General features: G+C 68.4%; 4 protein-coding genes. All 4 read left to right on the plus strand.

Annotated elements, in window-relative coordinates; genetic code table 11:
- Window positions 1-11761, plus strand: an 11761-nt coding sequence (locus tag CAG41_RS27900) for a non-ribosomal peptide synthetase (protein ID WP_139835004.1), incomplete at its 5' end; no start/stop codon positions are given.
- A 66-nt stretch (window positions 11762-11827) separates the two neighbouring features.
- Complete coding sequence (gene macA, locus CAG41_RS27905) at window positions 11828-12976, plus strand: macrolide transporter subunit MacA (protein ID WP_085583613.1); 1149 nt, start codon at window positions 11828-11830, stop codon at window positions 12974-12976.
- A gap of 2 nt (window positions 12977-12978) precedes the next feature.
- The gene (locus tag CAG41_RS27910; RefSeq protein WP_085707748.1) at window positions 12979-14934 is read left to right on the plus strand and encodes a MacB family efflux pump subunit; all 1956 of its coding nucleotides are present in this window, start codon (window positions 12979-12981) and stop codon (window positions 14932-14934) included.
- 165 nt (window positions 14935-15099) lie between these two features.
- Window positions 15100-15360 (plus strand): hypothetical protein, encoded by a 261-nt coding sequence (locus tag CAG41_RS27915; RefSeq protein WP_139835005.1) that lies wholly within the window; start codon window positions 15100-15102, stop codon window positions 15358-15360.
- The last annotated feature ends 87 nt before the right edge of the window (window positions 15361-15447 follow it).

Raw genomic sequence — 15447 nt, forward strand, 5'->3', positions numbered from 1 at the left:
CCAGGAGGCGGTGCTGCTGGCCCGGGAGGACGAGCCCGGCCAAGTGCGCCTGGTGGCGTACTTCACCGCCCAGGCACAAGTCGAGCCGCTGGAGGTGGGTGAACTGCGCACGCACCTGCTGAGCCAACTGCCGGAATACATGGTGCCGTCGGCGTTTGTCCGGCTCGACGCGTTGCCGCTGACCGCCAACGGCAAGCTCGACCGCAAGGCCTTGCCGAAACCCGAGCGCAGCGCGTTGTTCACCCGCGAGTACGAGGTGCCGCAGGGCGAGCTGGAGAACGCATTGGCGCAGGTCTGGGCCGGGGTATTGCAGGTCGAACGGGTAGGACGCCACGACCACTTCTTCGAACTGGGCGGGCATTCGCTGCTGGCGATGCGCATGGTGTCCCAGGTGCGCCAGCGCCTGGGCGTGGAGCTGGCGTTGAGCGACCTGTTCGCCAACGCCGAACTGGCCGCCGTGGCCGAGGTGCTGTCCCGCGCGGGCCGCAGCACGCTGCCGGACATCGTGCCGGCGCCCCGCGACCAGGCGCTGCCGCTGTCGTTCGCCCAGCAGCGGTTGTGGTTCCTGTCGCAGATGGAGGGGGCCAACACGGCGTACAACATCCCGATCGCCCTGCGCCTGCGCGGAACCCTCGACAGGGACGCGCTGCAACGTGCGCTGTCTCGGATCGTCGCCCGCCATGAAACCCTGCGCAGCCGCTTCACCGCGGTGGACGACGAGGCGCAGGTGCTGATCGCAGCGGACAGCGAAGGTCTGGCGCTGCCGACCGTGGACTTGCGCAACGCTGCGCCAGAGGCCTTGCAAACATTGATCGGCCGGGAAGCCTCGGCACCGTTCGATCTGCAGGCCGGCCCGTTGATTCGCGGGCAGTTTGTGCAGTTGGCGGATGACCATCATGTGCTGCTGGTGACCGTGCACCACATCGTCGCCGACGGATGGTCCATGGGCGTGCTGACCCGCGAGCTGACGGCGCTGTACCAGGCCTTCAGTCATGGCGAGCCCGATCCGTTGCCGCCGCTGGCCTTGCAGTACACCGATTACGCCGTGTGGCAGCGCCGCTGGCTCAGCGGCGAAGTGCTGCAACGCCAGAGCGACTACTGGCAGCAGGCATTGGCCGGTGCGCCGACGCTGCTTTCGCTGCCCACCGACCGTCCGCGGCCGGCCCGTCAGGCATATGCCGGCGGCAGCGTCGAGGTGATCCTCGACGCGCCCCTGAGCGCCGGGCTCAAGGCCCTGAGCCAACGCCACGGCGTGACCCTGTACATGGTGATGATGAGCGCCTGGGCGATGCTGCTCGGTCGCCTGTCCGGCCAAACGGACGTGGTGATCGGCTCGCCGGTGGCCAACCGTGGCCGGGCCGAGATCGAAGGCCTGATCGGCATGTTCGTCAACACCCTGGCGCTGCGCATCGACACCTCGGGCGAGCTGAGCACCGAGGCGCTGCTGGCCCAGGTCAAGGCCCGCACGCTGGAAGCCCAGGCCCACCAGGACCTGCCGTTCGAGCAGGTGGTGGATATCGTCAAGCCGGAGCGCAGCCTGGCCCACAGCCCGCTGTTCCAGACCCTGCTCGGCTGGGACAGCAGCGTGGCGCCGGACCTGGCGTTGGGCGAGTTGACGCTGGAAGGGCTGGCCGGTCAGAACCCGGTCGCCAAGTTCGACCTGTCGCTGACCCTGGGCGAGGCCCGGGGCGCGATCGGCGGTTCGCTCGAATATGCCACGGCGCTGTTCGACGAGGCGACCGTGCAGCGCTTTGTCGGCTACTTCCGGCAACTGCTGCGGGCCATGGTCGGCAACGATCAGGCGATCCTTGAGCGGGTGGAGATCCTGTCTGAGGACGAACGACGGACCCTGCTGCTCGACTTCAACGCCACCGCGTCGTCGGACGCGGCGGACGGGACCGTTCATGGCCGGTTCGAGGCCCAGGCATTGCGCACACCGCTTGCGGTGGCCGTGCAGAGCGGCGATCAAGCGCTGAACTACACCGAGCTGAACCACCAGGCCAACCGACTGGCCCGTCACCTGCGCGGTTTGGGCGTGGGCCCGGATGCGCGGGTGGCGATCTGCGTCGAGCGCAGCCCCGAGCTGCTGGTCGGCCTGCTGGCCATCCTCAAGGCCGGCGGCGCCTACGTGCCGCTGGATCCGGCGTACCCGGCGGAGCGTCTGGCCTACATGCTGACGGACAGCGCGCCGGTGGCGGTGCTGGTGCACGGTGCGACCCGCACGCTGCTCGGGGACGTCGCCGCGCCGGTGGTCGATCTGGACAAGGCCGTCTGGGCATCGCAACCGGACGACAACCTGCCGGCCGAAGGCCTGACCCCGCAACACCTGGCCTACGTGATCTACACCTCCGGCACCACCGGCACGCCGAAAGGCGTGATGGTCGAGCACCGCAGCCTGAACAACCTGCTGCACTGGAGCGCGCAGCTGTGTCCGCAGGGCGAAGGCCATGCGCTGCTGCAGAAGACCCCGTTCAGTTTCGACGCCTCGGTCTGGGAGCTGTTCTGGCCGCTGACCGCCGGGATGCGCCTGGTGCTCGCCAGCCCCGAGGGACACCGCGATCCGGCGTACCTGGTGCAGGTGATCCGTGAGCGACAGGTCGGCGTGGTGCAGTTCGTGCCGGCGCTGCTGCAGCAGTTCCTCGACGTGGAGCAGGTCGGCCAGTGCGCCAGCCTCACCGACATCGTCTGCGGGGGCGGCGAGCTGACCGAAGCGCTGGTGCGCAGCGTGCGCGAGCGCTTGCCGCAGGTGCGGCTGCACAACGTCTACGGCCCGACCGAGGCCACGGTGGACAGCACGGTGTGGACGCTGGAGCCCGGCGCCGCGCTGCCGGAAGGCGCGCCGCCGATCGGCAAACCGGTCAGCAACACCCGCGTGTACCTTCTCGATGGCCACGGCCGACCGGTGCCGCGCGGTGCGGTCGGCGAGCTGTGCATCGGCGGCGTGCAAGTCGCTCGGGGCTACTTCAACCGTGCGGACCTGACGGCGGAACGTTTCCTCAAGGATCCGTTCAGTGAGCAGGCCGACGCACGGATCTACCGCTCCGGCGACCTGGCCCGTCACCGGGCCGACGGCAACATCGAGTACCTGGGGCGCAACGACGACCAAGTGAAGATCCGCGGCCTGCGCATCGAGCTCGGGGAAATCCAGGCGTGCCTGCTGCAAGCCGAGGGCGTGCGCGAGGCGGTGGTGCTGGCCCGCGAAGATGCGCCGGGCGATGTGCGGCTGGTCGCGTACTACACCGTCGGCGAACACGCGCCTGCCATCGAGAGCCTGCATGCGCATCTGCACGCCCGCCTGCCGGCCTACATGGTGCCGTCGGCGTGGGTGCGGCTCGACGCCTGGCCGCTGAGCCCCAACGGCAAGGTCGACCGCAGCGCGTTGCCGGCGCCGGATCAGGCTTCGGTGATCGTGCGCGAGTACGAAGCCCCGGTCGGCGAGACGGAAATCACCCTCGCGCGGTTGTGGTGCGAACTGCTCAACGTCGAGCGGGTGGGGCGCCACGACCACTTCTTCGAACTGGGCGGCCACTCGCTGCTGGCGGTCAACCTGGCGGCGCGCATGCGCCGTGCCGGGCTGGCGGTGGACGTGCATGCGCTGTTCAGCCAGCCGACCCTCGCCGCACTGGCCGCCGCCGCGAGCAGCGCGCCGGAGGTCGAGGTGCCGGCCAACCGCATCACGCCGGACTGCCGGCGGATCACCCCTGAGCTGCTGCCGCTGGTTGCGCTCGATCAGGCAGCCATCGACCGCATCATCGCCAGCATTCCGGGCGGTGCGGCCAACGTGCAGGACATCTACCCGCTGGCGCCGCTGCAGGCCGGGATCCTGTTCCATCACCTGTCGGCCACCCAGGGCGATCCGTACGTGCTGCAGGCGCAGTTCGCGTTTGCCGACGAACAACGCCTGAACACCTTCGTCGAGACGTTGCAACGGGTGATCGAGCGTCACGACATCCTGCGCACGTCGCTGTTCCACGAAGGGCTGGACGAGCCGGTGCAAGTGGTCTGGCGCCGGGCACCGTTGGTGTGCGAAGCGCTGGACATCGGCGGCGGTGACGCACTGGCGCAGCTGCGCGCGCGCTTCGATGTTGGGCACTACCGCATGGCCGTCGATCAGGCGCCGCTGATGCGGGTGGTGCATGCCTGGGACGCGGATAACCGGCGCGTGGTGGCGTTGCTGCTGTTCCATCACCTGGTGATGGACCACGTGGCGCTGCAAGTGCTGCAGCACGAGATGAACGCCGTGCTGCTCGACCGGGTGGAGCAACTGCCGGCACCGGTGCCGTACCGCAACCACGTGGCCCAGACCCGTCTGGGGTTGGGCGAGCAGGAGCACTTGGCGTTCTTCAGCGAGATGCTCGGCGATGTCGACGAGCCGACCGTGCCGTTCGGCCAGGGCACGGCAGACGACCTCTGCACCGGCCATTCGCAACAGTCGCTGGATCGTGGCCTCAGCCTCCGGGTCAGAACCCAGGCCAGGCAACTGGGCGTCAGCGCCGCGAGCCTGATGCACCTGGCGTGGGCCCAGGTGCTGGGGCAACTGTCGGGCCGCGACGACGTGGTGTTCGGCACGGTCCTGCTGGGGCGGCTGAACGGCGGCGAAGGCGTCGAGCGGGCGCTGGGGGTGTTCATCAACACGCTGCCGCTGCGGGTCGAGATGACCGGGCAGACGGTGAAGGACGGGGTATTGGCCGTCCATGAGCGGCTCAACCGTCTGTTGCGCCACGAACAAGCGTCATTGGCGCTGGCGCAGCGGTGCAGCGGCATCGCTTCCGGCGCGCCGCTGTTCAATGCGTTGCTCAATTACCGCCACAGCGGTGCGGCGGCCGCGCCGTCCGCCGAGACCGGTGCCGCGTGGGAGGGCATGCAACTGCTCAATGCCGAGGAGCACAGCAGCTACCGCCTGAGCCTGAGCGTCGATGACCTGGGCGAGGACTTCAGCCTCACGGCCCTGACGGCCGCCGGGATCGAAGCCGAGCGGATCTGCCGGTACATGCTCCAGGCGGTGGGCAACCTGGTGCAGGCGCTGGAACAGACGCCGCAACTGCAGCTCGACCGGCTCTCGATCCTGCCGGACACCGAGCGCACGCGCTTGCTGTCGGAATTCAACGCCACGTTCCGCAAATACCCGGCGGCCCTGACCGTGCACCGTCTGTTCGAGTGGCAGGCCGAGGAACACCCGCACGCCGTGGCGGCGGTGCATGGCGCGGCTTCGGTGACCTACGCCGAGCTGAACCGATGGGCCAACCGTCTGGCCCATCACCTGATCGAGCACGGCGTGGAGCCGGGCGACAACGTGGCGATCCTGCTGCCGCGTTCGCTCGACCTGCTGGCGGCGCAACTGGCGATCAGCAAATGCGCGGCGGCCTACGTGCCGCTGGACATCAACGCCCCGGCCGAGCGCCAGGCGTTCATGGTGCAGGACTGCGAAGCGATGCTGCTGTTGACCTTCAGCGGCGAAGAGGCCGACCACCCGGTGCTCCGCATCGACCTGGACACCCTGGCGCTGGACGGGCAACCGACGCACGACCCGAACCTGCCGCAGTCGTCCGAATCGCTGGCGTACATCATGTACACCTCCGGCTCCACCGGCGCGCCGAAAGGCGTGATGGTGCCGCACCGGGCCATCGGCCGGTTGGCGATCAACAACGGCTACGCCGACTTCAACCCGCAGGACCGGGTGGCGTTCGCCTCCAACCCGGCGTTCGACGCCAGCACCATGGACGTCTGGGGCCCGCTGCTCAACGGCGGCCGGGTGGTGGTGATCGACCACCGCACGCTGCTCGATCCGGCGCTGTTCGGCCGTGAGCTGGCCGAAAGCGGGGTGACGGTGCTGTTCGTCACCACCGCGCTGTTCAACCAGTACGTGCAGCTGATTCCGCAGGCGCTCAAAGGCCTGCGCATCCTGCTGTGCGGCGGCGAGCGCGGCGACCCGGCGGCGTTCCGCCGTCTGCGGGCCGAGGCGCCGGACCTGCGCATCGTGCATTGCTACGGCCCCACCGAAACCACCACCTACGCCACGACCTTCGAGGTGCAGGAGGTGGCGACCGACGCCGAGAGCGTGTCCATCGGCGGGCCGATCTCCAACACCCAGGTGTACGTCCTCGATGCGCGGCAGCAGCCGGTGCCTTTCGGCGTGACCGGCGAGCTGTACATCGGCGGGCAGGGCGTGGCGATGGGTTACCTGAACCGCCCCGACCTGACGGCCGAGAAGTTCCTCAAGGATCCGTTCTGCGACCACCCGGGCGCCTTGCTCTACCGCACCGGCGACCTGGCGCGCTGGATCGCGCCGGGTCAACTGGAGTGCCTGGGGCGCAACGACGATCAAGTGAAGGTGCGCGGCTTCCGCATTGAATTGGGGGAAATCGAAAACCGCCTGCTCGGTTGCGCCGGGCTCAAGGAAGCGGTGGTGCTGGCCCGTCGTGACGGCCAGGAGCCGCTGCGCCTGGTGGCGTACTACTCGGCCGATGACGCGTCCGTGGACAGCGCCGGCCTGCGCGCGCAGTTGCAGGCGCGGCTGCCGGACTACATGGTGCCGTCGGCCTGGGTGCGGCTCGACGCCTTGCCGCTGAACAACAACGGCAAGGTCGACCGTAAGGCCTTGCCGGCCCCCGAACAGGACGCGCTGCTGACCCGCGCCTACGAGGCGCCGGCCACGGCGCTGGAGCAGACCCTGGCGCAGGTGTGGGCCGAGGTGCTGCAAGTGGAGCGGGTGGGGCGTCACGACCACTTCTTCGAACTGGGCGGGCACTCGCTGCTGGCGATGCGCATGGTGTCCCAGGTGCGTCAGCGGCTGGGCGTGGAGTTGGCACTGAGCGACCTGTTCGCCAACGCCGAACTGGCCGCCGTGGCCGAGGTGCTGTCCCGTTCGGGCCGCAGCACGCTGCCGGACATCGTGCCGGCGCCGCGCGACCAGGCGCTGCCGCTGTCGTTCGCCCAGCAGCGGCTGTGGTTCCTGGCGCAGATGGAAGGTGGCAACACCGCCTACAACGTTCCGTTTGCCCTGCGCCTGCGCGGGCGTTTCGACGAAGACGCGCTGCAGCGCTCATTGGCGCGGATCGTCGCCCGCCACGAGACCTTGCGCAGCCGCTTCGCGGCCGTCAACGACGGGCCTCAAGTGCTGATCATGCCGGACGACAGCGGCCTGTTGCTGCAGGTCGAGGACCTGCGGCACGTCGAGCGGCCTGAACACGTTCTGCAGGTGCGGATCGAGAGAGAGGCGCGCGAGCCGTTCAGCCTGCAGGACGATCCGCTGATCCGCGGACGGTTGCTGCGCATGGCGGACGACCATCATGTGCTGCTGTTGACGATGCACCACATCATCTCCGACGGCTGGTCCATGGGGGTACTGACCCGCGAGCTGACGGCGCTGTATCAGGCCTTCAGCCGCGGCGAGGCCGACCCGTTGCCGCCGTTGGCGCTGCAATACAGCGACTACGCGGTGTGGCAACGGCGCTGGCTCAGCGGCGAGGTGCTGCAGCGCCAGAGCGACTACTGGCAGCAAGCCCTGGCCGGTGCGCCGACCCTGCTGACCCTGCCCACCGACCGGCCGCGCCCGGCCCGTCAGGACCATGCCGGCGGCAGTGTGGAGGTCTGGTTCGACGCCGGCTTGAGCGCCGGGCTCAAGGCACTGTGCCAGCGCCACGGCGTGACCCCGTACATGGTGATGATGGGCACCTGGGCGGTGCTGATGACCCGGCTCTCGGGCCAGTCCGAGGTGGTGGTGGGCTCACCGGTGGCCAACCGCATCCGGGCCGAGATCGAAGGCTTGATCGGCATGTTCGTCAACACCCTGGCGCTGCGCATCGACACCTCCGGGGGCCTGAGCGGCGCTGCGCTGCTGGCGCGGGTCAAGGCGTGCACGTTGGAGGCCCAGGCCCACCAGGATTTGCCGTTCGAGCAAGTGGTGGAGGTCAGCCGGCCGGTGCGCAGCCTGTCGCACAGCCCGCTGTTCCAGACCTTGCTGGGCTGGGACAGCAGCATGGCGCCGGCCTTGGCGTTGGGCGAGCTGACCCTCGAAGGCATTGCCGAGCCGAGCCGCTTCGTGAAGTTCGACCTGTCGATGCGGCTGGGTGAGACGCCGGACGGCGTCCGCGGTGCGTTGACCTACGCCACGGCGCTGTTCGACGAAGCGACGGTGCAACGCTTTGTCGGCTACTTCAAGCGTCTGTTGCAGGCCATGGTCGAGGATGACCAGGCCGTGCTGGATCGGGTGGATCTGTTGGGGCCGCAGGAACGGCAACGCGTACTCGGCGAGTTCAACGCCACCGAAACCGCTTATGACCTGGAGCAAACCGTGCATGAGCTGTTCCAGGCGCAAGTGTCGCGCACGCCAGATGCGGTGGCAGTCGCGGCGGGGCCGCAGCGCCTGACCTACCGCGAGCTCAATGCCCAGGCCAACCGCCTCGCCCATCACCTGCGCAGCCAAGGCGTGCAGCCGGATGCGCGGGTGGCGGTCTGCGTCGAGCGCGGGCTGGACCTGGTGGTGGGCTTGCTGGCCATCCTCAAGGCCGGCGGCGCCTATGTGCCGCTGGATCCGGGGTACCCGGCGGACCGGCTGGCCTACATGCTCAAGGACAGCGCGCCGGTGGCGGTGCTGGTGCACCCGGCCACTCGGCCGCTGTTCGACGGGGCCGACAGCCTGTTGATCGACTTCGACCGCTGCACTTGGCAGGATGCCCCGGCCCATGACGTTCCGGTGCCGGGCCTGAGTGCCGGCCACCTGGCCTACATGATCTACACCTCAGGCTCCACCGGTACGCCGAAGGGCGTCATGCTGCAACACCGAGGCCTGTGCAACCTGGTGCACTGGGGCTCGCAGATCTGCCCGCCGACGGCGTCCGCCGCGCTGCTGCAAAAGGCACCGTTCAGTTTCGACGGGTCGGTGTGGGAGTTCTTCTGGCCCCTCACCAGCGGCGTGCGGCTGGAGCTCGCGCGGCCCGACGGCCACCGGGATCCGGCCTATCTGGCGCGGGTGATCCGTGAGCGGCAGATCACCGTGGTCAAGTTCGTGCCGGCGTTGCTGGAGCAGTTCCTCGAACTGGAGGAGGCCGGCCAGTGCACCAGCCTCACCGACGTGTTCTGCGGCGGGGGGGAACTCACCGCCGCGCTGGCCCGTGCGGTGCGCCGGCGCCTGCCGTGGGTGCGCTTGCACAACGTCTACGGGCCGACCGAGGCGACGGTCGACAGCACGGCCTGGACGCTGGAGCCGGACCGGCCGGTGCCGGAGTCCGAGCTGCCGATCGGCAAGGCCATCTGCAACACCCGCCTGTATGTCCTCGATGCCAATGACTTGCCGGTGCCCTTGGGTGTCAGCGGTCAACTGCACATCGGCGGCGTGGGGGTCGCGCGGGGCTACATGAACCTGCCGCAGCTGCAGGCCGAGCGGTTCATCGACAGCCCGTTCGTGGCCGGCGACCGCCTGTACCGCACGGGGGACCTGGTGCGCTACCGCACCGACGGCAACCTGGAGTTCCTGGGGCGCAACGACTTCCAGGTCAAGCTGCACGGCCTGCGTCTGGAGTTGGGCGAAATCGAAGCGCGGCTGATCGAGCACCCCGCGCTGCGGACGGCAGTGGTGCTGATGCGCGACGAGCGGCTGGTGGCCTATTTCACCCTGCGCACCGGCAGCGAAATGCCGACCGCGGAGGCGCTGCGGGCGCACATCACGCAGCGGCTGCCGGAGTACATGGCACCGGGGGCCTTCGTGCCGCTGGACGCCTTGCCGCTGTCGCCCAACGGCAAGGTCGACCGCCAGGCCCTGCCGGCGCCGGATGCCGAAATGCTGCGCGACCGTCCTTACGTCGCGCCGCAAGGCGAGACCGAACAGGCGGTGGCGCAGATCTGGGCCGAGCTGCTCGACATCGGCCGGGTCGGCCGCCACGACAGCTTCTTCGAACTGGGCGGGCATTCGCTGCTGGCGATCCGTTTGATCAATCAGATGAAACAAGCCGGCCTTGCGGTGACGCTGGCCGAGCTGTTCCAGTCCCCGACCGTGGAAGGGGTGTGCACGCGGCTTGCCGGGCGCCAGGAGGGCGAGCAACAGCCTGACGGCCTGATCGTGGTGCGTCCCGGCGACCAGGGCACGCCGCTGTTCCTGGTGCACGAGTTCAGCGGCCGGGAGATGTACTTCCCGGCGCTGGCCCTGCACATCGGCGGCGACTTCCCGGTCTACGGCCTGCCCGGCGTCACCCTCGGCCAACCGCAGCTGCGTACAGTGGAATGCATGGCGGCGAGGATGATCGGCATCATGCGTTCGGTTCAGCCCCATGGGCCGTACCGCTTGGCCGGTTGGTCGTTCGGCGGGCTGCTGTCGTACGAAATCGCCCAGCAACTGATCGGCATGGACGAGCCGGTGGCCTTCGTCGGCCTGATCGACACCTACGCGCCGCACCCCGCCCACCAGGACAAGTCGCGCTGGACCGGCGAACACCTGGACAGGCACCAGTTGCTGCAACACTGCCGGGCCTATTCCCTGGACCGTGGCGAGGAGGGCGAAGCGGCGCTCGCGCAAGTGGCGTTGCTGGAGGCCGAGATCGAACGGCTCGACTTCAATGAGCTGTTCGCGCGTTGCCGCGATCAGCAGTTGTCGGACCCTGAACTTTCGGCGGCCGGGGTCACCGACGCCTGGCACTACTTCGACCGTGAGGCGGCCCATGGGCAGGCGCTGGAGCACTACCGGGTGAGCCCGGCCAGCCAGGCCGTGCACCTGTTCCGGGCGCAGGACTTGATGCCCGGGCAGGAACAGCCCGACCCGCTGCGCGGTTGGGGCGGGCATGTGCCGCAAGACCTGCTGCGCTGCATCGACGTGCCCGGCGATCACCGCACTCTGATGAAACCGCCCCTTGTCCAGGCGATGGGGCATGCCCTCACTCAGGCGCTGGAGGCGGCGGCCGCGCCGGAACCGGCCAGCTACCAGCCGTTGCTCACCATCCAGAGCGGCCACCCCGGCCATGCGCCGATCTTCTGCGTGCCGGGGGCGGGGGACAACGTCATCGGTTTCGTCCACCTCACCGAGGCGCTGGGGCCGGAGTGGCCGATCTTCGGCTTGCAGCCCCGTGGCCTCGACGGCGTGACGGTGCCGCACAGCCGGGTCGAGGCGGCCGCCGCGTTCTATGTGCAGGCCCTCGGGCAGCTCTACCCACAGGGGCCGGTACACCTGATCGGCCACTCGTTCGGCGGCTGGGTGGCGTACGCCATGGCGGCGCTGTTGCAAGCCCAGGGCCGCGAGGTGGCGTCCCTGAGCCTGATCGACAGCGAGTCCCCCGGCGGCAACGGCGTGGCGGGCAAACCGTACACCGCCACGGCGGCGTTGCAGCGGCTGGTCGAGTCGCTGCAGTTGGCCAGCGGCAAGTCCCTGGGCATCGACCCGCCGGCCTTCGCCGAGGCCGACGGGGACACCCAGATGCGCCTGTTGCATAGGGGCATGGTGCGCGCGGGAATTCTTTCCGAGCGTTCCTCGCCCCAGGCCATGGACGGCCCGGTGCGCACCTTCGCCACGGCGCTGCGCACGGTCTACCGACCGGCGCTGGCCTACACCGGGCCGGTGCGGCTGGCGCTGGTGGACGACCCGACCCTGGACGCGGCGGGCAACCAGCGCGAGCAGGCGGCGATGGTCGAGGGCTGGCGGCGGCAGGCCACGGACCTGGCGGTGTGGTACGGGCCGGGCAACCACTTCACGATCCTCAAGGCGCCCAACGTCTTCAGTCTCGCGGCGTGGTGGCATGACGGGCTGACCGTGCCGGCGGGGCAGGTGCTGTCCTGAGCGGTGTTTCTCCAACCGGGCCCGGTCACCGACCGGGCCCAACCCTGAACGGAATTGTGGTCATTTATGGAACAGTCGAAGTTGCGCAAAGTCGGTCTGGCCGTGGCGCTGACGCTGGTGGCCGGGCTGGTGTTCTACACGGTGCAGGCACCGGCCGAGGCGCCGCAGTACCTGACCGCCACGGTGGAACGCGGTGACATTGAAAACGCGGTGCTGGCCACCGGTCTGCTGGAGGGCATCCGCCAGGTGGACGTCGGCGCCCAGGTCTCGGGGCAACTGAAGTCGCTCAAGGTCAAGGTCGGCGACAAGGTGAAGAAGGGCCAGTGGCTGGCGGAGATCGATCCGCTGGTGCTGCAGAACACCCTGCGCCAGGCCCTGGTCGATGAAGAGAACCTGCAGGCCCAGCGCCGGGCGACCCAGGCCCAGCTCAAGCAGACCAAAGCGATCTACGAGCGCTACCGGGACCTGCAGGACGACGCGTCGATCTCGCGGCAGGACTTCGAGACCGCGCAGTCGAACTACGAAGTGCAGGCCGCCAACCTGCTGGCGCTGGATGCGCAGATCAAGAGCGCGCACATCCAGATCGACACGGCCAAGGTCAACCTGGCCTACACCCGGATCGTCGCGCCCATCGACGGCGACGTGGTGGGCATCGTCACCCAGGAAGGCCAGACCGTGATCGCCAACCAGTTGGCGCCGGTGCTGCTCAAGCTCGCGGACCTGGACACCATGACGGTCAAGGCCCAGGTGTCGGAGGCCGACGTGATCCACATCGCGCCGGGGCAGGAGGTGTATTTCACCATCCTCGGCGAGGACAAACGCTATTACGGCAAGCTGCGCGGCACCGAGCCGGCGCCGCAGAACTTCCTTGAAACCCCGCCGGCCGGCACGCCGAAGCAGAACACGGCGGTGTTCTACAACGCCCTGTTCGACGTGCCCAACCCCGACCACCGCCTGCGCATCGCCATGACCGCCCAGGTGCGGGTGGTGCTCGACACCGCCAAGTCGGTGCTGACCGTGCCGGTGGCCGCGCTGGGGCCGCGCAACGCCGACGGCAGCTTCCCGGTGCGGGTGCTGGACGCCAAGGGCCATGCCCAGGCGCGCAACGTGCAGACCGGCATCAACAACAACGTCAAGGTGCAGATCAACCAGGGCCTGACCGAAGGCGACCGGGTGGTGATCGGCGATCCGGTGACCCGCACGGCAGGGGCGTGAGCATGACCGAACCGTTGCTGCAACTGAGCGGCATCCGCCGCAGCTTCACCGCCGGCGACCGCGAGTTCCTGGCGCTGAACGACATCAGCCTGACCATCGAGGCCGGGGAAATGGTCGCGATCATCGGCGCCTCGGGCTCCGGCAAGTCGACCCTGATGAACCTGCTCGGCTGCCTCGACTACGCCACCGCCGGCAGCTACAAGATCAACGGCCAGGAAACCCGCGACCTGGACAACCAGGCCCTGGCCGAACTGCGCCGCGACCATTTCGGTTTCATCTTCCAGCGTTACCACCTGCTGCCGCACCTGAGCGCGGTGCACAACGTCGAGATGCCGGCGATCTACGCCGGCACCCCGGAACCGCAGCGCCATGCCCGGGCCAAGGAGCTGCTGGCGCGGCTGGGGCTGGACGGCCATCTGACCCATCGGCCCAGCCAGCTCTCCGGCGGCCAGCAGCAGCGGGTGAGCATCGCCCGCGCCTTAATGAACGGCGGCGAAGTGATCCTCGCCGACGAACCCACCGGCGCCCTCGACACCGCCAGCGGCAAGGAAGTGATGCGCATCCTGCTGGAGCTGCACGCCGCCGGGCACACGGTGATCCTGGTGACCCACGACCCGAAGGTCGCCGCCAACGCCGAGCGGATCATCGAAGTCAGCGACGGCCAGATCCTCAGCGACCGGCGCAACGAACGCGCCCCCGATGCGCTGCCCAACGACACCGCCGCCGCGCCCAGGCCCGGCACCACAAGGCGCCTGGTGGCGAGCCTGGGGCTGTTCAAGGAAGCGTTCAACATGGCCTGGGTCGCGCTGATCTCGCACCGCATGCGCACCTTGCTGACCATGCTCGGCATCGTCATCGGCATCACCTCGGTGGTGTCGATCTCGGCCATCGGCGAGGGCGCCAAGCGCTATGTGCTCAACGACATCCAGGCCATCGGCAGCAACACCATCGACATCTACCCCGGCGCCAGTTTCGGCGACAGCCGCTCAGGCGCCATCGAAACCCTGGTGCCCGCCGACGTGACCGCGCTCAACGGGCTGTACTACGTCGACAGCGCCACCCCGGTGGTGGGGCGCAACCAGTTGCTGCGCTACCGCAACATCGATGTCGATGCCCAGGTCAACGGCGTCAGCCACCAGTACTTCCAGGTGCGCGGGATCAAGATGGAGGCGGGCATCCCGTTCAGCGACAGCGATGCCCGGCGCCAGGCGCAGATGGTGGTGATCGACTACAACACCCGCCACCGGCTGTTCGGCGAAGGCGTCGATCCGCTGGGGCAGGTGATCCTGATCGGCAACCTGCCGTGCACGGTGATCGGCGTGGCGGCGGAGAACCGCAACCTGTTCGCCAGCAAGACCCTCAACGTCTGGGTGCCTTACGAGACCGCCGCCGGGCGCCTGCTGGGCCAGCGCTACCTGGACAGCATCAGCGTGCGGATCAAGGACGGCCAGCCGAGCAAAGTGGTGGAGGACAACGTCACCAAACTGATGCTGCAGCGCCACGGCACCAAGGACTTCTTCACCAACAACCTCGACAGCGTCATGCAGACCGTGGAGAAGACCAGCCGCTCGCTGGCCTTGCTGCTGTCGCTGATCGCGGTGATTTCCCTGGTGGTGGGCGGCATCGGCGTGATGAACATCATGCTGGTGTCGGTCACCGAGCGCACCCGCGAGATCGGCATCCGCATGGCCGTCGGCGCCCGGCAGTCGGACATCCGTCAGCAGTTCCTGGTGGAGGCGGTGATGGTCTGCCTGCTCGGCGGCGCCGTCGGCATCGCCCTGAGCTACGCCATCGGCCACCTGTTCTCGGTGTTCATCAAGGAATGGGAGATGGTGTTCTCGCCTTTGGCGGTGCTCACCGCCGTGGTCTGTTCGAGCCTGATCGGCATCGTCTTCGGCTTCGTCCCGGCGCGCAACGCGTCCAGGCTCGACCCGATCGAGGCGCTGGCCCGGGACTGAACGGGCGTTCATGAAAAGTAGCCGCGACATGATCGCGGCTTTTTTTGCGCTTGTTGAACAGCGGATCCTCGTACCGGAAGCGTCCTTCAAAACTTGGAGATTATCCCTACATCTATCCGTTTTTGGCCTTGGTAGCGTGCCCGCCCATTCTCGCGAGCACGAACCATGGAGGGTTTGGACATCGCGCTCCTTTCCTCATTGCGCAAGGATAAGCGTATGTATCGGCCGTCCGACGCGGCGCACTTCGCGTTGCGGATTCCCCCTTTCCGTCACGACTCCAGGGTGCTGGCCTTCAGCAGCACCGAAGACTCCGGCACCTCCTGCCGCATCCACGTTGAGTCCGGCTTAACACCCCGTCAGCGGCTGGACAACCTCAACCATGCATTGACGCAGCAGTTACTGACTGAAAAGGAACTCGCCCCATGAGCGCCGAAAAACTGGCCATGGTTGACCAGGCTGCTCAGGCCGAGCGTGCGGCCAGAGCCCAGCCCCATGTGGACATCAACAGCCCGG

It is taken from the genome of Pseudomonas sp. B35(2017), from assembly GCF_002113645.1.
Taxonomy (GTDB): domain Bacteria; phylum Pseudomonadota; class Gammaproteobacteria; order Pseudomonadales; family Pseudomonadaceae; genus Aquipseudomonas; species Aquipseudomonas ekonensis.